35 protein-coding genes are annotated in these 22,159 nt (G+C 59.0%); 28 read left to right on the forward strand and 7 right to left on the reverse strand.

The genetic code is table 11. The annotated features are described in order from the left end of the window. From HNQ64_RS06555 to HNQ64_RS06585, 7 genes are all read right to left on the reverse strand, one after another. Positions 1-420 carry a phage protein Gp36 family protein gene (locus HNQ64_RS06555; RefSeq protein ID WP_184206678.1) on the reverse strand — a complete coding sequence of 140 codons (420 nt, stop codon included), beginning with the start codon at positions 418-420 and terminating at the stop codon, positions 1-3. A gap of 91 nt (positions 421-511) precedes the next feature. After that, a complete protein-coding gene (locus HNQ64_RS06560; RefSeq protein WP_184206680.1) occupies positions 512-1,015 on the reverse strand; it encodes a hypothetical protein in 504 nt (167 codons plus the stop codon). 95 nt (positions 1,016-1,110) lie between these two features. Then, positions 1,111-2,040 (reverse strand): Mu-like prophage major head subunit gpT family protein, encoded by a 930-nt coding sequence (locus HNQ64_RS06565; RefSeq protein ID WP_184206682.1) that lies wholly within the window; start codon positions 2,038-2,040, stop codon positions 1,111-1,113. A gap of 48 nt (positions 2,041-2,088) precedes the next feature. Next, entirely contained in the window at positions 2,089-2,505 is a 417-nt protein-coding gene (locus HNQ64_RS06570; protein WP_184206684.1) for a hypothetical protein, read from the reverse strand. Between the two features lie 91 nt (positions 2,506-2,596). After that, positions 2,597-3,670 carry a phage protease gene (locus tag HNQ64_RS06575; protein WP_184206686.1) on the reverse strand — a complete coding sequence of 358 codons (1,074 nt, stop codon included), beginning with the start codon at positions 3,668-3,670 and terminating at the stop codon, positions 2,597-2,599. A gap of 273 nt (positions 3,671-3,943) precedes the next feature. Next, complete coding sequence (locus tag HNQ64_RS06580; RefSeq protein WP_184206688.1) at positions 3,944-4,402, reverse strand: hypothetical protein; 459 nt, start codon at positions 4,400-4,402, stop codon at positions 3,944-3,946. 47 nt (positions 4,403-4,449) lie between these two features. Continuing rightward, positions 4,450-5,397, reverse strand: a complete 948-nt coding sequence (locus tag HNQ64_RS06585) for a S24 family peptidase (protein ID WP_184206690.1) — start codon at positions 5,395-5,397, stop codon at positions 4,450-4,452. Positions 5,398-5,445: 48 nt separating this feature from the next. Between HNQ64_RS06585 and HNQ64_RS06590 the strand changes: the two genes are divergently transcribed. The 28 genes from HNQ64_RS06590 (at position 5,446) to HNQ64_RS06725 (ending at position 22,146) form a co-directional block, all read left to right on the forward strand. Then, positions 5,446-5,658, forward strand: a complete 213-nt coding sequence (locus HNQ64_RS06590) for a hypothetical protein (protein WP_184206692.1) — start codon at positions 5,446-5,448, stop codon at positions 5,656-5,658. A 29-nt stretch (positions 5,659-5,687) separates the two neighbouring features. Further along, the gene (locus HNQ64_RS06595; RefSeq protein ID WP_184206694.1) at positions 5,688-5,888 is read left to right on the forward strand and encodes a hypothetical protein; all 201 of its coding nucleotides are present in this window, start codon (positions 5,688-5,690) and stop codon (positions 5,886-5,888) included. A 248-nt stretch (positions 5,889-6,136) separates the two neighbouring features. Further along, entirely contained in the window at positions 6,137-7,000 is an 864-nt protein-coding gene (locus HNQ64_RS06600) for a ParB N-terminal domain-containing protein (RefSeq protein ID WP_184206696.1), read from the forward strand. A 22-nt stretch (positions 7,001-7,022) separates the two neighbouring features. Beyond that, positions 7,023-7,322, forward strand: coding sequence for a hypothetical protein (locus HNQ64_RS06605; protein ID WP_184206698.1), 300 nt, complete (start codon positions 7,023-7,025; stop codon positions 7,320-7,322). Positions 7,323-7,334: 12 nt separating this feature from the next. Continuing rightward, the gene (locus HNQ64_RS06610) at positions 7,335-9,299 is read left to right on the forward strand and encodes a hypothetical protein (RefSeq protein WP_184206700.1); all 1,965 of its coding nucleotides are present in this window, start codon (positions 7,335-7,337) and stop codon (positions 9,297-9,299) included. 19 nt (positions 9,300-9,318) lie between these two features. After that, entirely contained in the window at positions 9,319-9,783 is a 465-nt protein-coding gene (locus HNQ64_RS06615) for a hypothetical protein (protein ID WP_184206702.1), read from the forward strand. 31 nt (positions 9,784-9,814) lie between these two features. Further along, positions 9,815-10,840 carry an ATP-binding protein gene (locus HNQ64_RS06620; protein WP_184206704.1) on the forward strand — a complete coding sequence of 342 codons (1,026 nt, stop codon included), beginning with the start codon at positions 9,815-9,817 and terminating at the stop codon, positions 10,838-10,840. 12 nt (positions 10,841-10,852) lie between these two features. Next, positions 10,853-11,134: a hypothetical protein gene (locus HNQ64_RS06625; RefSeq protein WP_184206706.1), complete on the forward strand. Its 282-nt coding sequence runs from the start codon at positions 10,853-10,855 to the stop codon at positions 11,132-11,134. A gap of 26 nt (positions 11,135-11,160) precedes the next feature. Further along, positions 11,161-11,601 carry a helix-turn-helix domain-containing protein gene (locus HNQ64_RS06630; protein ID WP_184206708.1) on the forward strand — a complete coding sequence of 147 codons (441 nt, stop codon included), beginning with the start codon at positions 11,161-11,163 and terminating at the stop codon, positions 11,599-11,601. A gap of 25 nt (positions 11,602-11,626) precedes the next feature. After that, positions 11,627-11,791, forward strand: coding sequence for a hypothetical protein (locus tag HNQ64_RS06635; RefSeq protein WP_184206709.1), 165 nt, complete (start codon positions 11,627-11,629; stop codon positions 11,789-11,791). Beyond that, positions 11,739-12,134: a hypothetical protein gene (locus HNQ64_RS06640; protein ID WP_184206711.1), complete on the forward strand. Its 396-nt coding sequence runs from the start codon at positions 11,739-11,741 to the stop codon at positions 12,132-12,134. Before HNQ64_RS06635 ends, HNQ64_RS06640 begins: the two co-directional genes overlap by 53 nt. Before the next feature lie 19 nt (positions 12,135-12,153). Continuing rightward, positions 12,154-12,729 carry a host-nuclease inhibitor Gam family protein gene (locus tag HNQ64_RS06645; RefSeq protein WP_184206713.1) on the forward strand — a complete coding sequence of 192 codons (576 nt, stop codon included), beginning with the start codon at positions 12,154-12,156 and terminating at the stop codon, positions 12,727-12,729. A gap of 105 nt (positions 12,730-12,834) precedes the next feature. Beyond that, the gene (locus tag HNQ64_RS06650) at positions 12,835-13,362 is read left to right on the forward strand and encodes a hypothetical protein (RefSeq protein ID WP_184206715.1); all 528 of its coding nucleotides are present in this window, start codon (positions 12,835-12,837) and stop codon (positions 13,360-13,362) included. 18 nt (positions 13,363-13,380) lie between these two features. After that, positions 13,381-13,656: a hypothetical protein gene (locus tag HNQ64_RS06655; RefSeq protein ID WP_184206717.1), complete on the forward strand. Its 276-nt coding sequence runs from the start codon at positions 13,381-13,383 to the stop codon at positions 13,654-13,656. Between the two features lie 4 nt (positions 13,657-13,660). Continuing rightward, entirely contained in the window at positions 13,661-14,461 is an 801-nt protein-coding gene (locus HNQ64_RS06660; RefSeq protein ID WP_184206719.1) for a hypothetical protein, read from the forward strand. Between the two features lie 134 nt (positions 14,462-14,595). Beyond that, complete coding sequence (locus HNQ64_RS06665) at positions 14,596-14,751, forward strand: hypothetical protein (RefSeq protein WP_184206721.1); 156 nt, start codon at positions 14,596-14,598, stop codon at positions 14,749-14,751. Beyond that, positions 14,748-14,966: a hypothetical protein gene (locus tag HNQ64_RS06670; RefSeq protein WP_184206723.1), complete on the forward strand. Its 219-nt coding sequence runs from the start codon at positions 14,748-14,750 to the stop codon at positions 14,964-14,966. Before HNQ64_RS06665 ends, HNQ64_RS06670 begins: the two co-directional genes overlap by 4 nt. Before the next feature lie 13 nt (positions 14,967-14,979). Next, entirely contained in the window at positions 14,980-15,222 is a 243-nt protein-coding gene (locus HNQ64_RS06675) for a hypothetical protein (RefSeq protein ID WP_184206725.1), read from the forward strand. A 9-nt stretch (positions 15,223-15,231) separates the two neighbouring features. After that, positions 15,232-15,543: a winged helix-turn-helix transcriptional regulator gene (locus HNQ64_RS06680; protein ID WP_184206726.1), complete on the forward strand. Its 312-nt coding sequence runs from the start codon at positions 15,232-15,234 to the stop codon at positions 15,541-15,543. Next, positions 15,540-15,749 (forward strand): hypothetical protein, encoded by a 210-nt coding sequence (locus HNQ64_RS06685; protein WP_184206728.1) that lies wholly within the window; start codon positions 15,540-15,542, stop codon positions 15,747-15,749. The genes HNQ64_RS06680 and HNQ64_RS06685 overlap by 4 nt, the downstream gene beginning before the upstream one ends. Then, on the forward strand, positions 15,746-16,144 hold the full coding sequence (locus tag HNQ64_RS06690) for a hypothetical protein (protein ID WP_184206730.1): 399 nt from the start codon (positions 15,746-15,748) through the stop codon (positions 16,142-16,144). Before HNQ64_RS06685 ends, HNQ64_RS06690 begins: the two co-directional genes overlap by 4 nt. 1 nt (position 16,145) lies before the next feature. Further along, positions 16,146-16,601: a hypothetical protein gene (locus HNQ64_RS06695; RefSeq protein ID WP_184206732.1), complete on the forward strand. Its 456-nt coding sequence runs from the start codon at positions 16,146-16,148 to the stop codon at positions 16,599-16,601. Positions 16,602-16,646: 45 nt separating this feature from the next. Continuing rightward, the gene (locus HNQ64_RS06700) at positions 16,647-18,218 is read left to right on the forward strand and encodes a phage minor head protein (protein WP_184206734.1); all 1,572 of its coding nucleotides are present in this window, start codon (positions 16,647-16,649) and stop codon (positions 18,216-18,218) included. Next, positions 18,215-18,412 carry a hypothetical protein gene (locus HNQ64_RS06705; protein WP_184206735.1) on the forward strand — a complete coding sequence of 66 codons (198 nt, stop codon included), beginning with the start codon at positions 18,215-18,217 and terminating at the stop codon, positions 18,410-18,412. The genes HNQ64_RS06700 and HNQ64_RS06705 overlap by 4 nt, the downstream gene beginning before the upstream one ends. Continuing rightward, a complete protein-coding gene (locus HNQ64_RS06710; RefSeq protein ID WP_184206737.1) occupies positions 18,402-18,881 on the forward strand; it encodes a phage virion morphogenesis protein in 480 nt (159 codons plus the stop codon). Before HNQ64_RS06705 ends, HNQ64_RS06710 begins: the two co-directional genes overlap by 11 nt. A gap of 144 nt (positions 18,882-19,025) precedes the next feature. Further along, the gene (locus HNQ64_RS06715) at positions 19,026-19,565 is read left to right on the forward strand and encodes a PEP-CTERM sorting domain-containing protein (protein ID WP_184206747.1); all 540 of its coding nucleotides are present in this window, start codon (positions 19,026-19,028) and stop codon (positions 19,563-19,565) included. Between the two features lie 209 nt (positions 19,566-19,774). Next, entirely contained in the window at positions 19,775-20,785 is a 1,011-nt protein-coding gene (locus HNQ64_RS06720) for a polyprenyl synthetase family protein (protein ID WP_184206750.1), read from the forward strand. A 44-nt stretch (positions 20,786-20,829) separates the two neighbouring features. Continuing rightward, on the forward strand, positions 20,830-22,146 hold the full coding sequence (locus HNQ64_RS06725) for a carbon-nitrogen hydrolase family protein (RefSeq protein WP_184206752.1): 1,317 nt from the start codon (positions 20,830-20,832) through the stop codon (positions 22,144-22,146). Positions 22,147-22,159 lie beyond the last annotated feature (13 nt).

The raw sequence follows: 22,159 nt of genomic DNA on the forward strand, positions 1-22,159 counted from the left end.
TTAGTGTCCCGCTGATTTGGAATAGACTCGGCTTGGCTCGCTAATGACGGCCACGGTGTCATTGACCTGCTCAATGACTGGCGAGAGTGGATCTTCGCCGCTCGCAATGCGGCCCAGGCGAGACCAAAGGATCTCGAAATCAGCCGCAAAGGGGAATTTATCCAACAGGCCCCGACGCTGATAAACCAGGCGGGCCGCCACATGAGAAGCCACGTCTAACAAGAAAGCATCCAGCCCCGCATTGCCCGGCGCAAACGGCACGGCATACCGCTGGCCCAGGACGCCATTGACACGGGCCTCAGCCAGCCTTTGCACTTTCGTGAAGGCATCTTGAGTGCCGTCGCTGTTATCATCCAGGCCCTCAGTGAGCCAGCCCTCAGGGATGAGCGCGGATAGATCGTCTTGAGTAAAGTAGGCCATGTGAAAACGAGAGTGGTCTTTAAAAAAGCAGGCCGGAGACTTTCGCTCCCGGCCTGCTCCCCTTTGGCTTGGGCACCCCTGCCCAAAAGTGTTACAACGCAGTCGGAGACCGCAGGCCCTCGGCCCGGAAAAGGATCTTGGTGGTGGACTTGGCCACGGCGATGACGATGGGCCGCCAGCCTGTGGTGAGGTCTGCCGCTGGAGCTATCGCGCCAGGGTTGGCGCTGGCCACGTAGATGGTGCCATTGACGACGGTGCCGCCCAAGGTGAGGTCATCATCTGCCGTGATGATGGTGACAGGCTGACCCGTGCCGGAGGTGGTAGCCGCGAGGCCATCCACATCCCTGGCCGCCGCCGTTGCCGAGTTGGAGTCGGTGAGCTTCCAGGTGTTGTCACTGACATCCAGATAAATGAGCTGGCCCGCCGTGATGGCCACGCCAGCCTTGCCATACCGGTATTGAGCATTGGCACCCGGCGTGAGGTTAGCCGCCGTGATGGTGACATCCGCAGCCGTTGCCGACTGCATCGGATTCAAGGCGATAAAGAAGGCCACCAGGAGCAGCCACAGAGAAAGGAAAGGAGAGGAACTTTTCATGAGCAGAGAAGAGAAAGAATGAGGCGGAGCCGCCAGCGATGGAGAGATGATAAATACACCCCAGCGGCCCCGCTTGACCGGGTGGTCACACTTGGTTAGGCCGCATCAGCACCCGTGGAGCCGTAGGCGTATTCAGGCAGGCCGCCAGCGATGGCGAAACGACCGCGAGCCTTCCAGCTAAAGAGGTCATCATTGAAGACCTTGTCAGCAGTGAGTGACATGTTGGCGGTCAGCTCAAATTTCACACGCTCCTGATAGATGATGGGCTTGACCTCTCCGCCGCAATCCAAGAGGAACCAAGGGCGGGCCGCCCCCGCTGGCTGGAGACCAGGCAGCACCAAGACTTGAGCCTTGTTGAAATTCGGGTTTTCTCCACCCCCGGCAAGAGTCGCCAACTTGACGATGGAGTCCGCCGTCGCCTCATCGTCAGAGCACACCACCAGATAGACCTGAGCTGGATTGAGCAGCGTGAACAGAGGCACACCCGCCGCATCCCGACGATCCCGCAGGTTGGCATAAGCGAGCTGGAAGTTGGTCGCGCTGAGTTTCTTGGTGCCCAGATTGCTCCAAGCCGCCGCACGACCATGCGCCTTATGGTCAGCCGCGAAGAAGGGCTTGCCATCATACGACTTAGAAGTGGTGAAACTCAGGCCTAACCATTTGATGAGCTCCAAGTCTGGAGACTGCCCAGCGCGCTGACCCCAGAGGGCCGCAGTCGGCGCGAAGACGCCATATTGATCATCCTCAATGGCCGTGCGTGGCACTTCGACAATGCCCGCAAACTCCTTATTGAGCACGGATTGCCCCAAGACCTGGAGGCGGGTCTTGATGATCTCGGCAGTCTTCTCGCTGATGGCTGGGAGCGAGGCCAGCCAGGCATAGACATTCTCCGCTGTGACGCTCGGCACCGACATGCACAGCTTTTTGTAGAAAGCAGGCACGTTGCCGATAGCGCGGTTGAAGTTGGTTTGGAACCCCGCGTCAATGTCGCGGAGTACAGAGGTATTGATAACGACGCCTTTCATAAATGGATGATCAGTGGGAGGATGGGTGAGGGGTTGTTGGGCAGGTGGTTATGGGATCTCAATCCACACGCCGTCTGCATCTACCTGCACGGGCCTGCCGACAGGGATGTCATTCGTGGCGCCAGCAGCGACACAGACAGTCTGGTTATCTTTGATGACCGCCGCCCCGCCTGTCATGATGCTGGCGATGGTGACCGGGTTGGTGGGGTCATTGAGCAGCTTGTAGGTCTCGCCGCGTTCGATACGCACACTGAGATCTCCAGCCGCACCTCCAGAATTGTCCACTTCTTCAGCCGCAAGGCCGAGTGTGACCAAGTTGGCGGTGTCACTCCCAGGCACAGCGTAACCGGAAGCGTTGCGGCAAACGATGGTGCCTTGCAGGATCTTGGTGGTCGCTGCGATGGGGGCAAGGATGATGTTGCCAGAGCGGCGGTCAATGGGGATGGATACGGTGGTGTCAGCCATGGTCGTGGATCAGTGAGAGGGTGAGGAAATGGAATGGGGTCTCGCGGGCTTTCGCGGGCATCTAGGACGCCTCGCAACTTGGTTAGGCGGCCTAGGCAGCGGGGAGGCACTGCGGCGCGTATTTGGCCACATCCTCAGGCTTCAGCCCCATGGCCTCCAAGCGAGCGATGGAAGCAGCGCTGAAGGCTTCGACACTGCCCTTGGTTTCTTTGCCCGTCTGGTGGGCATTGAGAGGCACCTCGCCAGGCTTGGCTTGCTTGACGATGTCCGCCAAGACATCCAGGGGAGTGTTCTTGAGGGTCTCGGCACTCAGGGGGATGATCTTGCCCTCAGCCGTGGCTTGGCGAATCAGCTCAGCGCGCTTGAGTTCATCGCGCTCACCTTGCAGAGTCTTGACTTCAGTGCTGAGGGCCGTGACACGACCTTCAATGGCCTGCATGTCGGCACTCATGGCGTCAGGGGCTTTCTTCGCAGCGGCTTCGATCTTGGCCACAGCGTCTTTCAGGGCCGTGGTAACAGTGGCTTCGTCAGCATCGGCAGCGAGAGTCATGCCGAGGGCGGTAAACAGGGCGATCAATTCAGGAGTCGGTTTCATGGGTGCGGATTCGGATGGGAGAGAGGCGGAAAGGGCGGCAAAGAAAGGCGCGAGTTGAGGCCCAGCGGCGGCAGCGGAAATGGTTAGGCCGTCAATCTCGCCATGGCGGCAGAGCGCGGCGGAATGCAGGGCAATGACGGTGCCATCGGCACGGCGGAAAACGGCGGGGGAGATGTCTTGGAAGAGCTTGCGCTTCCAGGCCCGCAGGCCCATCGGGGTCCATTCGATGTCGTGATAGACCAGACCTTCCCCTGGCACAGCGGAGCAAGTGGCCCAGGCCGCAATGTTGCGCGGCTCCTGGCTGGCTGCATAAGCGGGCGTGCCTGGCACGGTCTCATGCTCAAAGTCGAGCGCCAGCCGGGTGCCGAGCTTAGCCGCCGCCTGGCGCTCCGCAAAGCCTTCCAGCGTGGCCGCTGAGACAATGACCTTGCCACGACCACGGGCATCATGACTGCCCAAAGGAGCCACGACCAGACGAGTGGGGGCAGAGCGGGTGCCGCCTGACAGCGCAGCGCCATCGGCGCGGAAAGCGCAGAGAGTCAGAGCGGTGTCAGTGGCGGCCTTGAGCATTCCTCAGACTGCCCCACCCGCCTCAATACCTCTAAGTGCCGGAGGTGCCAGGGTGCCTGAGCCTAACCAACAACCCAAACAAAAAGCCCGCAGGCCTTATCGCTTGCGGGCTTTGTTAATTCATCGGGCTCGCCTACGCAGCCATTCGCGAAAGACTTTCCAGGCCACCCAAGCCAAGACCGCGAGAGGCCAGAAATACCACGGCATGTCTGAGGCCTGAGGAACGGGGTTCATGGTGCTTTTTGCCAAAATTGCCAGGGCGCTGGATCATGATTAGAATCCCCTTAACTTCTCGCGAACGTTACTCTTTTTCAGCGCCTCCAACCGTTCTTTTTGGCCTTTCGTAAGAATCAGCAATACCCGCTTTATCTCATCCCAATGAGCAACGCGGCCAGCATCTGCCGTCACCCATGTTTTATTAAAAACAGCAGAAGCCGCCATTTCCCATTTTTGGGCTCCACTGTTGGCTTCTAGGAGCACATCGATTTCATCGGCGCTCAAAGGTAGAGACCTGCCCACTGCATCTCGCTTTTCGTTTGCCAGCATCATGCCTTCACAATGCCCCTCAAAGAAGTCACACATGATAATCATGCCGGACATCCGGTAAAATTTTCTGTCACCATCATCCTGGACAGGCTCGCCATATCGGGCTTCACATTCCCTCGGCAGCTCGCCAATTCTCGCGAAGGCGGGCACAGCAATCATTAAAATTAGGGCGAGAAATCGTTTCATATAGAGTGGATGACACCGATTCAATGGGGTTTTTACCAGTGTCAAAGTCAAAACCCAGGCATCTTCTTGCTCACCTGAGACACCGGATAAATCCAACTGAAGGCCTCAGGAGTAAATTCCATCGGCGGATACGCAGGGTTGTAGCTGGAGAGTACCACCTTGTTACCACTGGCTTGAAAAAGTTTGAACATGACATCGGCATTATGGCCATCATTCAGCCGCGCAATGACCACCATACCATTACGAGGTTTGGCACCAGGACTAACAATAGCTACATCACCTGGAGTATAAACGGGAGCCATGCTGTCACCTGAAAGCGTCACCGCGAAGGCCTTGGGGTCTTTCACGTCAAAGGCCAGGTAGCCCTCCCCAGTATAACCGTTGTCATCCCACGCCCCCAAAGATCCACATTCAGCCATGCTCAACAGAGGGACAAACTTTGCCCGGCTTTTCTCCATGCCTGGCCCCATGCCGATATTGGGGACTGCCCCGAATGATCCATACGGGACATCTCTGCTAGGAGGCTCATCCGCACCGTTCATCAATTCAGATTCGCTAATGCCCAACAATTTGGCCGCTTTGCGAATCATCTTTTCCCCCATGCGGGACACCCCGTCTTCAATGGCCTGATACGTGCCCGTGTCCGGGTATCCAATCGCCTTGGCAAACTGCGGCACGGTCATGCCCAATGCAAGGCGACCGGCTTTTAATTTTCCTCGCGGACCGTAGGCAATGGGCTCTTCAGCCACTGATAAAACCGATTCAGTCGGTTTTAAATCCAAGGCCTCCGACTGATCAAAATCTTCATTCAGTGAAGATTTGTGAGCTTTTTCTAACCTCTCAACTCTGGTTTTAAAGGTCTCGGAAGGCTCGCGTCCACCTTCAACCATGCTCAGATAGTTTCTTGAACAGGGAATTAGCTTAGCAAATTCATCCTGCTTCATGCTCATGGCACGACGCAACAGTAAAATTCTGTTAGCAAAATCTAAATCCATGCTCACTTTTTGTTTGCGGTTTTATTGTTAGCATATTATCACTCGGATATGGCAACCGCTAACTCTACACCTCCACCCTTGCAAGCGGCAAGTTTCAAGGAAGCCGCCAAGCTGGCAATGATGCGGCGAAATCTCACTGTGGCGGCACTTGCTAACCGCCTCGGTCGTCAGCGCAACACAGTGAGCATAGCCATCAATCATGAAACGATGTGCCCGGGCGTGAAGGAAGAGATCAAAAAGGAACTGGGGTTTCACATATGAGAAGGCTTTCTCCAAACCTCATCCGGCCCATGATCGCTTCTGCCATCAAAGGTGCCGACTCCCTCCCCGCCACTGAAAAGGCTGACGTTTACGAAGGCATTGCGCAAATCGCCGAACGCGCAGGCTTGGCAACCACAGCAAGGGATGCGCTCAACTTAGCCAATGCGTTGAGGGAAGCTGAGATGCTCCAACTGAACTTTCGTGAGTTTGCACAGGAGGGCGGACAATGAAGCCTCAGTCCGTTGAAGCCTCCAACTTGGTCCGTGGGGAGAAGGTTCAAATCCCAGGCTCCAAGACCATTTATGAGGCCGGACCCATGTGCGGAAAAGAGGTCCATCTCTACCCACCCAAGGGAAACACCAAAGCCATTCCCTCCGACTCCTTTGTCTTCCTTCTGGAGGAACGGAAACCCGCCTCCCTCACAACCCCGGACACGAAACCGGAACCCGTTGCCCCTCAGTTTTCCCGCCATTCAACCATGACAACACACATTGTTAGACACACCCTCATTTCCCTTGATCCCCGGCTCGCATCCGTCCCGATGATGAGCGATGTAGCCGCCCGATTCCTTGGCGCATCCAAGGCAGAGCACAAGAAGGCAGGGCAAGAGATGGCCGACGAACAGGACGCCCTGTGGCAGAGCCTGGACCGCGAGGGCATCCTCGAACCCATCAAAGCTTACCGTGAGGGCCGCAAATGGATCATGGCCGATGGTCGCCACCGCCTGGAATGGGCCACGGCTCGCAATATCCCGAAAATACCGCTGATTGAAATCAGCAAAAGCCAGGCCAGCACCATCATTGAAGCCACGGTGGTAGGTCGTCGCCACTGGACGAAGGGGCAGAGAGCATATCTCGCCATCCTTGTGCATCCCGAGGTGACAGAAGGCACCGCTGGACGCCCGCAAAAAGTTCACTCAGTGAAGATTTCCATGGAGGAACTCGCCAAGAGAGTTGGCGTATCGATTGGCCTGATCCATCAAGCTGCTGAGCTTTACCGCGCTTTTTATGCCCCTGGCAGCAAGCCCGATTCCGTTGAGGCCATTGAAGCAGCGTCTCTCAAGGAGCAATACGAGATGTCTATCTGGGCTGGCAATGGCCTGGGTGCGGTGCTGGCAGGCATTGAGGGCGGCAAGGCCACCAGTGGCCAGACCAAGCCCCCCAGCGGCTTCCACGGCCTGGATAAGCCTCTCGGCACCTTCTCACGTTTCAGCGCGCTCTATACCACCTGGACGCCCGAAGAGCGCAACAAAGCGCAACAACTCATGACCGTGAAATTCAAGGACATGAGCCCGGATTTCCGCCTCGCCGTCAGCGAGGCCCTCGCCGCTGCCGAGGTCTGATCAACACCCACACCCCAACGCCATGAGCACCCCTCACATCCTCCAAATCGCCGCTGGCATCGGCCTGCCTACACTGGCCGCCATCGGCCTCGCTTTGGCGAGCAAGACTCAGCACCACGCCGAGGCCCTGCGCTGCCAAGCCCTCCTCAAGGAAGAGGAGCAAACCCAACCCGCCACACCTCCCGTCAAGCATCGCCGCCAACGGGTATTTTTCAAGGAGCTCACAGACTCTCAAGCCCTCTTCCGCGACTTCGCTGCCGCGCTGGTCTTGGGCCTCCTCTTCATCGCCTGCCTCATCCTCCTAGGAGGGTGGTCACGCTAACCAATTATTCTCATGATCGCCACCCGCCAAGGCCAGCCCACCAACGCCGCAGACCGCGCCCTCATCATCACCCATATCCAGGGGCTGGTGAAGAGTGGCACGCCCCTGCGCAAGGCCTGCGCTGAGGTGGGGATCAATCACAACAACTATTACCGCTGGACCGCCGATGCAAACCCGATACAAGAACCCAAAGAGACCGCGAAGCGTGGTCGTAAGGCCAAGTGGGAATTGGGCGAGGCCGATGCGCGTCGCCTGCGGTTTTGGCATCTCGTTAAGAAGTCCGTGCCGTTGGCGGTCGAGGCCTTTATCGCTGAGGGTTTGACAGGTAACGAGGAGCCGTATTTCAAGGCGCTCAAAGCCTGCATTGCCAGCCCCACCGATACAGGCCACCGCGCCAGCCCGGAACTGGCCCGCGCCATGCAGGCCCATTGGCAGGCCGCCAACAAAGCCCGCAAGGTGGTCACCTGGCCCCTCAGCGTGCAACGCGCCTGCCGCGCCACGGCCCAAGAGGCCGCGCAATTCCGAGGTGACAAACACGCCACCGATGCACGCGGCACCGAGCGCCGAGGCGTGATGATCCGCACGCCGGAAGGTGACCTTGTCCCGTGGTATCCAGGGGCCATCTGGGAGAGCGATGACATGAGCGTCAATGATCCGTTCCGCTTCCATGACGCCGCCACGCAAGAGGAAATGCTCGGCCGTCAGATCCTGGCCACCATTGACGCCTTTGCCCTGAATTGGTTAGGCGAATCCCACATTGGCCGCGAGCGCGACAGCTACCGCGCCGAGGACATCGCCAGCCATTTCCGGGCCATCGTCGAAGAGCATGGCCTCCCTTACATCTGGCGCATCGAAAAAGGCCGCTGGGACAATGACTTCATCTGGGGCGTCAAGCTGGGCACCGATGCCGAAGGCAAAGACATTCGCTGGGGTGGCCTGGACAAGATCATCCACATCCGCGAGAAGCACACCAGCGACGGCAAGGCGAACGTGGAAGGTGCCTTTGATTTGCTCCAGGCCCTCATGGATCACGGCTTCAGTGGCCAGACCTTGAGCATTGGCCGCGAGCGTGGTGAGTTTGAAGCGGCCACTCGTTTGATGCTGCGCGCCAACCGCGAGAATCCCGACCTGGACGCTCTCTCCAAGTTTTGGACCATTGAGCAATCTGCCGATGCAGTCGCCCAAGCGATGGCGCTCTTTAATCAGCGGCCCAAACGCCGCCAGTGCTTTGCCAATGAAACTCGTGTTCCGGCTGAGCTTTGGAAAGCGCACGTCAAGCGTCCTTGCCCCTCGGATTCCATGTGGAGATTCCACGCCATCAAGACCACCGCCACCGTGCGCAAGGGCATCATTGAAGTGAAGGCCCCGCATTACCCGGTGAGCTTCCGTTTCCGCGTCCATGGCGGCAGTCGCACGCCTAACGTTCATTGTGACAATGGGCATGAAGTACTGGTCGCCTTCACACCCGGCAGCGCCTGGGAAGGCTGCGAGGTTTTCAATCGGGACAAGTCCGCCCGTAACCGTGAGGGCTGGGGATTTGGCGAGCGCATCGGCGTGGCTGAGTACATGCCCGATGGCCTGCAAGAGGATCTGTATGGCGCGAGCTACAGCCCTGGCCAGAAGCGCGCCGCTGCCCAGGTGCGCCGAGCAACCCGCCTCATCATTGGCGGCACCAACTTCCAAGGACGCCGCATCAGCCACGCTCAAGACAGCTTTGGCAATCAGCTCACTCAAGAGATGACCAGCGACCGCGCCGAAACCGCCACCACCCACCCCATCATGAGCACCCCGCCCGAACGCGAAACACCCACCCCCGTGGAGATGCCAAGTGCTGACCGCACCGCTGAGGCCCCACGCAAAAGCCGCACCTCTAAACCTCGCCTCCACCTCACCACCCCCCGCCGTGGCCAGGCCACCGAGACGACCGCCCCCGACTTCGACGAGGAAGAAGAACTCCGCGCTTTGCAGGCCCTCTAACCCCTTTGCCTAACCATCTATGAGCACCACCCCCACGCCTTACCATTGGGATCACGTCGCCAGCGCCGTCCGCCCCGGCGCTGCGATGAAGCCCTTCAAACCTCTCGCCTTGCTAACGCTGGACAACACGGCCCCCGACCGCGCCGCTCGCATCCGTGAGCTGCATCTCCGCAAGGCCGAGGCCGCCGCTCAAAAGGCCGATCTCTTTGAGTTGGAGGGCGATGCCAAACGACGGGCGAATGACCCCACCATCCGCCTGGCAGGCATCTGCGCCGACTGTGCCGCCGCTGATCTGCGCGAGGCCGCCCGTCAGAGCCTCATCATCGTCACCAGGCTGACCGACTACACCTCGGAATCAGACAAGGCCGACATCCGGTTTCACCTTCGCCTAGCTGAGTTGTCCTACCAGTGCCGCCCCACCGAAACCGGGAGCCCACAACCCATCCCCGATGACCCCCGCATCGCCACCTTTCTAGCCGCCTAACCGCAACCCCGTCAACGCACCCCGCACCCACATGAGCACCCAGACCCAGACACCCGCGCAAGAGTTGCGCACCCTCGCGCTCCAGATCCTGGAGATCTCCAATGCCGACGACCTCAGCAAGGCTGAGTTGATCCGCCTGCATCCTGGCCTTGGCCAGTCAGACAAGACCATTACGGCCATCGCCAAGGGCAAGACCGATGACCTGGACGTCGCCAAGTGGCTACCCGCTTACCGCGCCGTCTTTGCCGAGCTTGTCGGAGCCTCCGATGATGACGAGCTGACCCTGTATGAGGAGCTGAGCAGCGCCAAAGCCGTGCGTGGCCAGACCAGCCGCCTGATTTTCTCCAAGACCCTCGCCCGAATCCTGATCATCAAAGGCGAGACTGGCACGGGCAAGACCAGCGCCCTCGACATCATCCGCGAGAAGTACAACGGCATGACTGTGCAACCTCAGGTGTTTCGCGTGGAAGCCTCGGCAGCATGGGGAGACAGGCCTAACAGCATGCTGGAAGAGATGCTCACCGCCTTGGGTGTGGATCCAGGCCGCCGCAATGCCACGGCCCGCCTGCGCAAGCTTTCCGACACGATCAACACTCGGGGAGTCGGCACCATCATCCAGGTGGATGAGGTGCATGACTTTGGTGTCCGCTGCCTGCGCACGCTCAAGACAGTGATTAGCCAGTCGAACGTCAAGATCCAGCTCGCTTGTCACAAGCGGCTCTTCCGCACGATTGAGACGGAGCACGCCGACGACCTCTCCCAGCTCACGGGCAACCGTCTCCTGGCCATCGTGGAGCTTGGCGCACCGCAGGCCGATGACGTCAAGATCCTACTCCAGAAGCGCCTGCCCGCCATCGTCACCGATCATCTCGCCGCCGCTGCCGCCGAGCTGGCCCGCCACGCCCGTGGCAACGGCAATCTGGCCTTTGTCCGCGAGGTCTTAGTCCGAGCGCACCGCGCCCAGGCTAAGGCGCAAACCCCCATCACTTTTGAAGAGATCAAACGCCACATCAGCGACGAGCTGAAAGCCCGCAACAAAGCCACCACCAGCCTGTAACCCCCGCACCCCATGAGCACCCCTGCACCTCTAACCGTCGAGAAATTGAAGTCACCCCCTTTCAAATTTCACATGCATGTGAATGGAGCAGAGCAGTTCTCCAAACGAATCACCAGAAACGCCGAGTTCGGCTTGGCCATGGTCACTGAAACAAACGGCAGGCCCAGCTACAAACTAACCGCCCGCAGGCTTGTCATGGAAGGCACGGACCTTGAGCTAGATCTACTAACAGGCATCCCTGATTACGCCGCCTTTTGCACCTCCTACAACGCACGGCGCTGCCCGGCATGCTAACCAACCCTTCAACCTCACTGCACCCCATGAGCCCAAACACCGCTACCTCACTCCTTGGCCTTGCTCTCCAGCCTGCCGAGACACCCGACACCGATAGCATCCACCAGAACGCTGCAAGCCTCATTTACGAAGCTCGCGGCCTTCAGACGGACGGACCGACCATGGCCGCCGTGCAAGGCTGCCTGCGCGGCCTGTCCCGGCTGGATCTGAGCGTCTTGCAAGCCCATGTCTTGCTCTGCTACGCACAGTCCCCAGCCTGGACGGCTGAGACACTCGCGAAAGATCTTTGCATCCCCACTGAGAGCGCCTTGCACGCCATCGCCGAGCTTTTTCAGCGCGGCTTGATCCTTTGCCCTCATGAGGGCAAAACGCTCATCACCATCCAAGGCACCACGCAGGCCGCCATCATCATCGGCTGCACCTCTCTGGCCCAGGCCGCCAATCTCCTGGGCCGCAAGACACGCTGACTTACCCCCACCCCCTAAGCACCCCATGACCCATGAAATCCGCGCCATCCAAGACAGCCTCGAAAACGCGCTCGACCACCAAGCCGAGATCCTCACCGCAGGCCTCAGCGCCCGCGACAAAGCGGCCATCCTCCAAGGTGTCTGCGCGCACCTCGGAGAACAAATCGAAACACTCCTCGACGCCGACTGAGACCGCCGCGCCGCTCCTGGAGATGGCTTGGACGGTGGATAGTCACCAGCACAACCGCACCCCCAAACACGAGCGCCTAACCAACGCTCAGTTGGTCGTCGTGACTGTCTCCCACCTCCGCTACCTGGGCACCATCCAGGCTACCCTAGAAGGCCCCACGGGCGAGCGCAGCCTCCGAGCCCTAGCCGAGCAATACAACGCCCAAGGCAAAACCGCCAAGCCCCATAAAAAGGCCTTCGCCGACCTGCCCTCAGGAGCCCGCGCTACCGCCTCCATCAAGAATTATCAGGGCTTTACCAGCGCTGAGTTTACCCCCCCCCGCAAACGTCTGACTTCCAATTAACCTAACCTTTTTTATCACCATGAGCACACCCAAAGCCAAGACCGTCAAAGCCAAACGCGCCAAGCTGGCCACCTTCATCAAGGACCGCCCCGAGCTGGAAAAGAAGCTCGGTGAACTCACCCGCGCCAGCATCCTGCAAAACGCGCTGACCGCCGAAATGAACGCGGAGATTGAAGCGGTCAAAGCCCGCTTTGTCTCCAAGCTGGAAACCCACAAGGAGACCGTCAGCGAATGCACGACGGCGATTGAAACCTACGCCCTGAGCCATCGCGACGAACTCTTTGGCAAAGACTCCAAGACCGTCGAGATCGGAGGCCATGAGCTGAGCTTCCGCGACAACGGCGGAGCGGTGGAAACCGTCAAGGGCATCACCCAGACCACCGCCCTGGATCGCCTCATCAGCCATGCGAATGAAGAGGTCGCTGATCTCTTTGTGACGTGGAAAGCCAGCCTGTCCAAAGACGTGATCAAGGCCAAATGGCCCGACCACAAAGAGTTCCTGACAGGCATCGGCCTGAAGCTGGAACACAGCGAAAACTTCACCATCAAGCTCAGCCTGGTGGAAGGCGCAGAAACCCAACTCCAAGCCGCCTAACCCCATGAAGCGCAAACCCCGCCGCATCCCAACCCTCGTCAAAGCCGCCCGGGCCAGCCGCCTCCGCACTGCCCGGCTGCTCAAAAAAGCCGCCTAACAACCACCATGAAAATCATTGACGGCAATCATGCTCCGAAGATCGAAAAGCCCTCATGGCTTCGCAGACTGCTCAACCGTCTCTGTTTTTATGAGACGATGAGCGGAGCAGGCCGCTGCCCGGTCTATATGGAGCGCTGGACACTGGCCCTCCGTTTTGGTTGCGGCATTTACCTGCATCGTTTCATCGGTGACGATTGGGCCACTGATCCACATGACCACCCGCGCCGCTTTATCAGCATCGGCCTAAAAGGCTGGTACTTTGAAGACATCTATTATCACCCGGAAATTTACCTGGACCGGGACGGCCCCCTCAAAGGCAAAACCGTAATGCAAGAGACCCGGGTTCACATAGCTCCCTGGGTTCGCACCTTCCCGGCCCACCACCTCCACCGAGTCCGAGCCTCTGAATGCGGGGATTGCTGGACGCTCGTCATCGTCCTGCCGAAAAGCCGCTCTTGGGGATTCGTCCAAGACGGCCAGTGGATTGGATTTCGGGAATACGTCTTTGGCGACAAGGCCCGCACCGATTGTTAGACCCAACCCTTCACCGCCATGCCAGTCATCGTCACCACCCCCACCCCTTGCGCCGAGCAAAGCGCGCTCATGCAGCTCTTAGGCTTTGCTCCGCAAGACTCAGAATCGGAGCGCTGCCCTTGGCGGTTTACCGCCATCGGCGGCAATGGCCTGCCGCCTTACAACCTGGAGATCACCCTCTCACCCGGCGAGACCCCGAGCCTCCATCAGGTCGTTGGTCTCATCATCAAGACAGGCCTGGAAACCGGAGCCCGCCGCCGCGTGGCCGCCATCAAACAACTCCTCAACGATTGACCCCATGAGCCGCGCTACCCCCATCCCGTTCGATCCTGACCAGCTTGGCCAGGTGACACAGCCCAAGCGCCACGCGCAGCCTGCTGCGCTGGCTCTTAACGAGATCCTGACAGCCAAACCGATGGAGCCGGGTAAAGCGCCTTACACCCCTTTCGATCCTGAGCCGCCTTCGTCAAAACCTTACTTCGACCCCGCGAGTGGCACAGGCCCCGCGCCGATGCTGAGTGAGATCCTGGCGGCCATGCCGATGGAGTCGGGGGAAGCGCCGCACCCCGATGACTTGAAGGGCACGGCCAAGCCACTGGACAATGACGCCAAGTGGAAGCTCAGCGACCTGGCCAAGCGGACTTACGACCACCTGAAAAATGCAGGGGAGATCCCCGCTGGCGAAAGCCTGGAAAACTTCCGCCGTCGCGTCTCGGTGGGGGCTTGCGGGAAGCGCATCAGCCAAGCTTGTCATGGCGACCGCAAATTGATCCAGGCGGCTTTCCTGGCGCTCAAGGGGCAGGCTGGACAAGCCGCCCGCGCCGTCGCCAAAGCCGCCACCACGGCGCTAGACATCGCCAAACATACCCTCTGGGCAAAGGTCCATGAACTCCAGCTCCCCCCGGCCTATGCCGAGACCCTAAGCCGCCGCTTTTACAAGTGTGACGTGGCCCAGATCCACAGCCCGAAACAGGTCTGGAGCCTCATGTACACCATCATCAACAACGCCAATGCCGCCTCAGGCAAAGGCAGCCCCAACAACCGCTTCAAAAGCGCCAAGGCCAAGCGCTTGGCCAGCAAACAAACCAAGAGCCTTTGACTGGAATGAACACACCCCAACGCCCCCTTTTCGAGCTTTGTGAGAAACCTTATATCCAGCCGTGCCTTGGACTGGAAGAGGTTCTCGCTGGCCGCCTTAAGCCTTGCGAGATTTGCCTCCCCCATCTTGAGCGTATGCGCTCACTCCGCAAGGCGGCTGACGCCATAACCAGCGGCTATGGCGGCGTGACACATGAGGGGCGCGTAGTGGACCGCCGAGACCAGCCAGATGCCATGGTCATCCCTGAGAACAAACTGCTCAACACCCCCAAACCCAAAAGCCTCACATGAGCACCCCAACCATCCAGATCGGCAGCATCGTCACCCCCGTTAGCCCCATTGCCGCAACTTACTCAGACGGGCATTACAAAGGGAGCGGTCTAACCATTCACACGGGAGCCCGCTACGAGGTCGCTGGCTTTGAAGGCCCCTTTGTCCACCTGACCTCTCTCAAGCCCGACGCGCCAAACGTGACCTGCCAACTGGCTGACGTGGAACTTTGGTAATCACCCCACCCTTATGGAACGCACCATCAAACTCCGCTCCCCGCGCCGCTCTCACCTGGTCAAGCTCCACAACATTGTCTTGGATCTGGACCTCTCCACCGAGCCCGTGCCCGCCAGTGCCGCCGCTGGCACCGTCATTGTTGGGGATGGCGACCCTATCACGGTCATTCGAGAGATCGCCAATGATAGCCATGTCATCGCCCGCATCGGCTCACACCTTGTCCTGGTGGATAGCCAAGACCTGCAACCCATCTGACCCCCGACCATGGCCCCCATTGACTTCAGCAACGCCACTTGGCGCGAGATCCAGGGACGCTTGGTGCATCTCCGCGCCTCCGTTTATGAGGCACTCCTGGAGCACGGGCCATGTACCACCCGAGAGCTGGCCCACGCCTGCGGTATTGACCTCCTGACCGTTCGCCCCCGCGTCACTGAGCTGGCCCAGCTCGGCTTTATCGTCTGTGACGGTGGCCACGGCAATGAAGGCGTGTACTCCGCCCTCACGATCGCGCAGGCCGAGACACTCTTCATCGAACGCCGGGCCGCCGCTAACCCCCAACTTTTGCTGACGCTATGACCCCTAAAAACCGCAAACGCATCGTTGCCTACATGCACCGCCTCGACATCCCCATCGGCATGGCCAAGGGCTTTGTCGCTTGTGATCGGGCCGCGCAGTGCAACCGCGCTGGAGGTCGTCACCTGCGACGCCGCAGCAAGCATGGAAGAGAAGCCCAACGCCTGTGCGCCCGCGTTTTTTGCAGCCTCGACAAATCCGAATTATGACCCCGCCTGACCCCATCGCCCATGTCCGCGCCCTGCATGCCTCGTTTGAGGCCCGCACAGGCTACCCCATCCGCTGGAATGTCCATCGCGAGCGCCAGTGGTCAGAGTGGTGCCGTTGGGCCGATTGGGAATGGACCGACGCCGATCTTGCCCGCGTCATCGCCTACCTCCGCAGTCAGATCCAGGCGGGAAAACGCAATGAGGGCGCGCTCAAATTTGACAATCTGATTGGTTCTCCAGACCGTTTTGAGGAGGATCTGAATCTAGCCAAGGAGTCCGCCAAAGCATCTCGCCTTTATCGCCCGAAACCTCAGCCGACACCCCCACCAAGCCAGGGACTGCCAAGCCTGGATGAAGCGAAAGAATGGGCAGCCAAACTGAAGGAAAAATTATAGCATGAAGCAAAAACGATCCGTCCCTAAAGGTGCATGGCCCATCCCAGATGATGCGCCTGAGGTGGACATTGAGCTCACGCCCGGCAAGGTCATCAAGGCCAAGCTGCCCAAGGACGTGCCTCATTACGCCCTTTTCGGCGTGGTCGAAGACGGTAAAGGAGGATACAAAATCGCCCCCGCCATCTATCCGCAATGGCTCCCGATGGGACACCGCATCGCCTCACAACTCGGCATCCCGGTGCATCGCAACACCCTGCGCCGCCTCATCCTTATGGGGGCGGTGGAGGCCTGCCTCCCCAGCCCAGGCGTGATCTTGATTGATGCGGCCAGCCTGCTCAAGCATCTCCGCCGCACTCGCATCAAGCCGGGTCAAACAAATTGGTGGAACAAGGCACGGCGCATGGCCTGGCAGGAAAGCCGGGAGGGCCGCCCAGAGGACATCACCCCCGCAGACTAACCACCTGCACTTGGCCAGGGCGGGAAAATGGAATGAGTCTGCATCATGCCTGACGACTCCGCCTTCATCCTTGAGCCCGTGCCCCACGATGAGGCGGCCAAGTGGATCTCTGACAAACCCATCGTCAGCCGGGAGGTTTTTGACAGCCTTTTGCCAGAGCTTAAAGCCCGCGCTTTTCTCATCACGGGCATTGAGGACGCCAACACCGTCCAAGAGATCCGCGACCTGATTGCCGAGGTGCCCAAAGGTGCCGAGTGGGAAACCCAAAAGAAGGCCATCATTGAGAAGCTTGGCCCATGGATGAAGCCGGAGGGTGCCGCAGCCCGCGCCGAGATCCTACTCCGCACCCACGGTTTCCAGGCCTATCAATTGGCACAGCACAAGGTCATGGAGAGCCAGGCCGATGTGTTTCCTTTCTGGCAGTACATCAGCTTGGGCGACGAAAAAGTCAGGCCAGCTCATGCCGCACTAAACGAAAGAATAGTCCCCGCAAATGATCCCTTTTGGCATGATCATTCGCCCCCTTGGCAATGGGGGTGCCGCTGCCGCAAAGTGTCCCTTTTGCCGGATGAGGTGGATGAGATCCAGGCCGAGGACGCCAAGAAAGCCCCCGAGTCCAAGCGCCTGCTTGAAGGGACCGCCCTGGACAAGGCGCGCAATGGCCAGCTCGACGCAGGCCCAGCCAAGCAGGTGGACATCCGTAGCGACCGCATGCGCGGCAAAGCGGACGGATACCACTTTGACCCGTCCGGCCTGACCATCCCCGTCAAGCAGCTCAAAGAGCGCTACGATGACGCCACCTGGTCAGAGTTTGAAGCCGCCGCCCAAGCCAACAAGCTGCCCGATGGTCGCACCGTCTGGGACTGGCTCAACGGCAGCAAGAGCAAAGCGCGCAAAGCCAAGGGGCAAGCACCCGCAACACCTCCAGCGCCAGCACCAACCCCAGCCCCATCCCCCGTTCAAGCACCCGCAACCACACCCGCAGGCACACCCCTCAAGGGCAAGCTGAAGCCCGTGGCCAAGATGTCCAAGACTGAGCGGGCGCGAGTGGATAAGGTGCTCAAGATCATTGATAGCGTGCATGGTGACGGGCCGCTGACAGACATCCCGGTGGGCAACAATCCAGGCAATTCGCTTGGTTACTTTTGGGGGGCGTCAGGCATAAAGGCCAAAGAAATCCAATACAGGAAACCAAAGAAGGGCCAATCTTACATTCATCCAGAGCTGACGCTGGCTCATGAAATCGGCCATTGGCTTGACCATTCCGGCAAAGGCAAAGACACTTTCGCGACCGACAACTTGACCACCGAGTTAGCTGGCTGGTGGAAAGCCATCCAAGACAGCCAGGCTTACCAGGCCTTTGATTCAAATCCCCGCCTGACGCCTGGACAGCTCATTTACTACAAGTCGCCCATTGAGGCTTGGGCGAGGTCTTATGCCCAATTCATCGCCGAAGAGAGTGGTGATGCCACACTGATTGGCCACGTTGCAACGATCCGCACCGAACCGGTGCCAAATCGTCAGTGGGAGACGGATGACTTTGCCCCCATTCGCGATGAGATTCGCAAAGTCTTTGAGGGGCGCAGTTGGATGAAATCCGCACAGAAAACACCATGATCTATCCCGACGAATTTGAAGCCTTAGTCAAACGCGTGGCCGAGCTAAACGACCTCGACCACGAGACCGCTGATCTGGTGGTCGGCGTGGTGGGGGACTGCTTAGCTCTCGACGAAAGCGGCAAGGTCATTGCCAATATGCCCGATGGCAGAACCCTTTTAATCAACTGGCCAGAGGAACCCGATGAAGATTAGCCTCACCAAGACAAAGAACATTGTCACGCCAGACCTGAAGAGGAAGCTGGCCACGGCAAAGAATCCAAAGAAGGCCATGGAGGCCGCTGGCCTCACGGTGGTGAGCATGGCTCAACGCGCATTCACTCAGCCATCACTGCGACCCTTATCTTGGCCAGCGCTAAAACCTGCGACCATCAAGGCCAAGCAAAAGAAAGGCTATGGCACCAAGCCGCTGGTCTCCTCAGGGGCGCTCGCTCATAGCCCTCGCATCATTCGGGTCACCAGCACCACTGTGACCGTGGGCAGCGACCGCAAGGTCGGCAGTCATAGCCTGGCAGCCATCCATCAAATGGGGACAAAGGATGGGAAGATCCCAGCGCGCCCGTTCTTTCCCTTCACCAAGTCCGGCAAGCCAACGGACCGCGCCGAGAAGAACATCATCAGCGCCATCAAGCGTTCGCTCGACGCCGACCTCAAAAAACCCTGACCCTTTCCATGTACTTTGTCTCTTGTCGTCTCGCACCCTTTCCGCTCAATTCATGAGACACATGCGACACTTGAGACGGTCAAACGCTGAAAGCCTTGTAGATAAAGGAAAGGCGCTCCAAATAGCACTGTATCAAGCTAAATCGTGTCTTCGGGTGGGCGCATTCTCGCGGGAGCAGATCGAAACATCACCTTTACCGGGGCCACCCTCCAGATCGGCACGGAGCTGCCGGGGGCGGTTCCTACGGCAGCGGGCCTATTGACTTTGCAAACCACCGGCACGGGCCTGCTCACCATGCAGACGGGCTCCATCTTGGACTTCGATCTCTTTTCAGGAGCCGGACAGGGGGACAATACTGGCATCGTTGCTTCTGCAGACCGGGCCATCATCCTGGGTGGGGTGGATCTCAGCAGCAGCACGATTTTAAAAGTGGCCAATCCCACAGGCATGACCACCTGGGCCGCGAATGACCAGTGGCGTCTGTTTGACTGGACAGGGCTATCCGGGCCCGTTTCTGGCAGCATCGCCGCTTTTGATCTTCCCTCATTGCCTGATGGCCTCACCTGGAACACGGCGGATCTTCTCACCAGCGGAGTCCTCAGCATCTCACTCGTGCCAGAACCTTCTCGGGTAATTTTCTTGGTTTTTGGTGCCATGTCCCTCTTGAGCCGCCGTCGCCGCTAATTCTCTTGAGTGCGGAAAAAGTGCCTTTTCAGCCTGGGAGTAAGGTTTGGCAGGGGGAATGACTGTTTTCACAACTTTCAGGGGTATTAACCTTTCTGAAAGTTCATCCGCAGATTCCATGCAGGTCGTAATTGACTCACGAAAGTCGGTGCGCCACGTAATAAGAGTCAGATTTTAGATCCCCCGGCGCTGCCAGCCACGCCCTGTTCATGAAAAATCCCCCCGCCAGCGCTTCTGCCCCTGTTTTCCCGTTCGAACTCGTTCGTGCCGATCTCGAGATCGTCGAGAAATCCATTCGCGACCAAGCTCGGGCCTTTGATCCTGCCGTCGAGGGTTATGTCAGTTACGTCTGCCAGGCCGCCGGGAAGCGCATTCGCCCAGCCCTGGCTTTGATGGCCGGCGGTGCTACCGGAGGTAAGACTGCCGACCACACTCGTCTTTCCGTGATTCTAGAGATGGTGCACATCGCCTCCCTGGTTCATGATGACATCATGGACGGTGCTGCGACGCGTCGCGGCCTGCCCACCGCAGCGGCCAAGTGGGGCAGCGCCCTCAGTGTGCTTTTGGGAGACGCCATCTTTGCCTACTCGCTGGAACTGGCGACCGAATTTGAAGATGCCCACGTCTGCCGCAGCATCGCCAAAGCTTCCCGGGATGTGTGCAGTGGTGAGATTTTGCAGACCCAGCGTCGTTTTGACCTGAATCTTTCCGTGCCTGATTATCTGCGCATGATTGAGATGAAAACCGCAGCCCTGTTTGCAGCGGCCGCTGGTCTCGGGGCTCGTCTCAATGGCGTGCCCGAGCAGGTGGAGCAGGCTCTCTACAGTTATGGCATGAAGCTGGGCACCGTTTACCAAATCTATGACGACTGTCTCGATCTGGTCGGAGATGAAGCCAAAGTCGGCAAGACCCTGCGCACGGATTTGGTGAAGGGCAAACTGACCTTGCCCATCCTGTATCTGCTCATGGATGCGACCGATGCCCAGAAGCAGAAGTTGAACAAAATGCTGCTCAAAGGCGAGCCGATGGACACCTCCATCCTCGCAGGCATCGCCGACTACGAAGGCGCCATCGAGCGTGCGGTGAGCTTCGCCCAGAACATGCTGAATGAAGCGCGCGCGGAGCTGATCTGCCTGGCGGATTCCGACTACAAACGCGCCTTTGAAGAGATCGCGGATTACCTGCACGCGTTGCTGGATAATTGCCGCGCTTCTCTCTGAGTCGTGTTTGCACAAAGGGCCTTTCTCATCGCGTAGTAGCTGGCATGAAATGCCTGTTTGTCCTTCTTGGTTTATGTTCCTCCCTCTGGGCTCAGACATGGACTTTTGAGTCTCCGCGTGCCGAGGCCACCCCGCAACATGAGCAGGTGGAAAAAGGTGGGCGTGAAAACCACCCTGGTCTCATCATTCAAACTGGGGCAGGGGAGCAATGGATCGGCTGCTGGACTCAGACTCTGCCTGTTCAAGGTGGGCAGCATTACCAATTTACCGCTTGGAGAAACTTTGAGTCCGTGCCTGAGCCGCGCCGCAGCGTGGTAGCCCGCGTGATTTGGCAGGATGCCGCAGGGAAACAAGTCCGGTGGGAGGAGCCTGCGCCGAGTGGTTATGCTGCGGGCACCATTCCGCAGGCTGAGCCTGAGTATCCCCGTGATCTCGGCAGTGCCGTCGGGGAATGGGGCCGTTTTGAGGAAACACTGCGGGCTCCCAAAGCTGCGCGCCAGGCGAAGATCGAGCTCTATCTCCAGTGGGCCTCAAATGCCCGTGTGACATTTAGCGATGTGGCTTTAAAAGCCGTGCCTGCCCCCACGCCGCGCAAGGTGCGCCTGGCCACCATTCACCTGCAACCGAAGGAGGGTAAAGAGCCCGCGGACAAACCGCCACAATTTGCCCCACTCATCGCTGAAGCTGCGCAAAAGAAAGCCGATCTCGTGGTGCTGCCAGAAACTCTGACCTACTACGGCACGGGCAAAAAGATGGCCGAGTGCGCCGAGACCATCCCTGGGCCCAGCACCGCTTTTTTCGGCAAGCTGGCCGCCCAGCACCGCCTCTACCTCGTAGTGGGTTTGGTCGAGCGGGACGGGGCGACTCTCTACAACACCGCTGCTCTTATCGGCCCCGAAGGCGAGCTTGTGGGTAAATATCGCAAGGTCAGCCTACCCCGCAGTGAGGTGGAGGCAGGCATCAGCCCTGGGCGGGATTACCCCGTTTTTGACACCCGCTTTGGCAAGGTGGGCATCATGATCTGCTACGATGGCTTTTTCCCTGAAGTGGCCCGTGCCCTCACGGTGAAAGGTGCTGAGGTCATCGCCTGGCCCGTCTGGGGTTGCAATCCCCGCCTAGCCGCGGCACGGGCTTGTGAAAACCATGTGTATGTCGTCAGCAGCACCTACACCGATGAAACCAAACATCAGTGGATGATCTCAGGCATCTTTGATCATTATGGGGATGTTTTGGCTAAGGCCACGGCTTGGGGCACTGTGGCCATTGCGGAGGTGGATCTGGATGCACGCGCCCACTGGAACAGTCTGGGGGATTTTAAAGCCCAGATTCCCAGCCACCGCCCCAGCTTTATCAAGGAGTGAGATCCTGCTGAAT

The sequence above is a fragment of the Prosthecobacter dejongeii genome (genome assembly GCF_014203045.1).
Classification (GTDB): domain Bacteria; phylum Verrucomicrobiota; class Verrucomicrobiia; order Verrucomicrobiales; family Verrucomicrobiaceae; genus Prosthecobacter; species Prosthecobacter dejongeii.